The sequence below is a fragment of the Brucella pseudogrignonensis genome (genome assembly GCF_002252525.1).
GTDB lineage: Bacteria > Pseudomonadota > Alphaproteobacteria > Rhizobiales > Rhizobiaceae > Brucella > Brucella pseudogrignonensis.
This window is the reverse complement of the sequence record NZ_NNRM01000004.1, coordinates 1-824: the sequence shown is the minus strand read 5'-3', so window position 1 is coordinate 824 and position 824 is coordinate 1. Positions and strand designations below refer to the sequence as shown.

Sequence of the window (824 nt, the reverse complement as noted above, 5' to 3'; positions counted from 1 at the left end):
ATTTCGACGGCTCACGTTGAATATGAAACTGCAAACCGTCACTACGCACACGTCGACTGCCCAGGCCACGCTGACTATGTTAAGAACATGATCACCGGCGCTGCACAGATGGACGGCGCGATCCTGGTTGTTTCGGCAGCTGACGGCCCGATGCCACAGACCCGTGAGCACATCCTGCTCGCTCGTCAGGTTGGCGTTCCTGCGATCGTCGTGTTCCTGAACAAGTGCGATCAGGTTGACGATGCTGAACTTCTCGAACTCGTAGAACTCGAAGTTCGTGAACTTCTGTCGAAGTACGACTTCCCAGGCGACGAAGTGCCAATCGTTAAGGGTTCGGCTCTTGCAGCTCTCGAAGATTCCTCGAAGGAACTCGGCGAAGACGCAATCCGCAACCTGATGGACGCAGTTGACTCGTACATCCCAACTCCAGAGCGTCCAATCGACCAGCCATTCCTGATGCCAATCGAAGACGTGTTCTCGATTTCGGGTCGTGGTACGGTTGTTACTGGTCGCGTTGAGCGCGGTATTGTCAAGGTTGGCGAAGAAGTCGAAATCGTCGGCATCAAGGCAACCGGCAAGACGACCGTTACCGGCGTTGAAATGTTCCGCAAGCTGCTCGATCAGGGCCAGGCTGGCGACAACATCGGCGCACTGGTTCGCGGCGTTGGTCGTGAAGACGTTGAACGTGGTCAGGTTCTCTGCAAGCCAGGTTCGGTTAAGCCACACACCAAGTTCAAGGCAGAAGCTTACATTCTGACCAAGGACGAAGGTGGTCGTCATACACCATTCTTCACCAACTACCGTCCACAGTTCTACTTCCGTAC

General features: G+C 54.9%; 1 protein-coding gene. It reads left to right on the top strand.

The annotated features are described in order from the left end of the window. Window positions 1-824 (top strand): elongation factor Tu (gene tuf / locus CEV34_RS01280; RefSeq protein WP_094543141.1); only part of this gene is annotated, 824 nt, incomplete at both ends.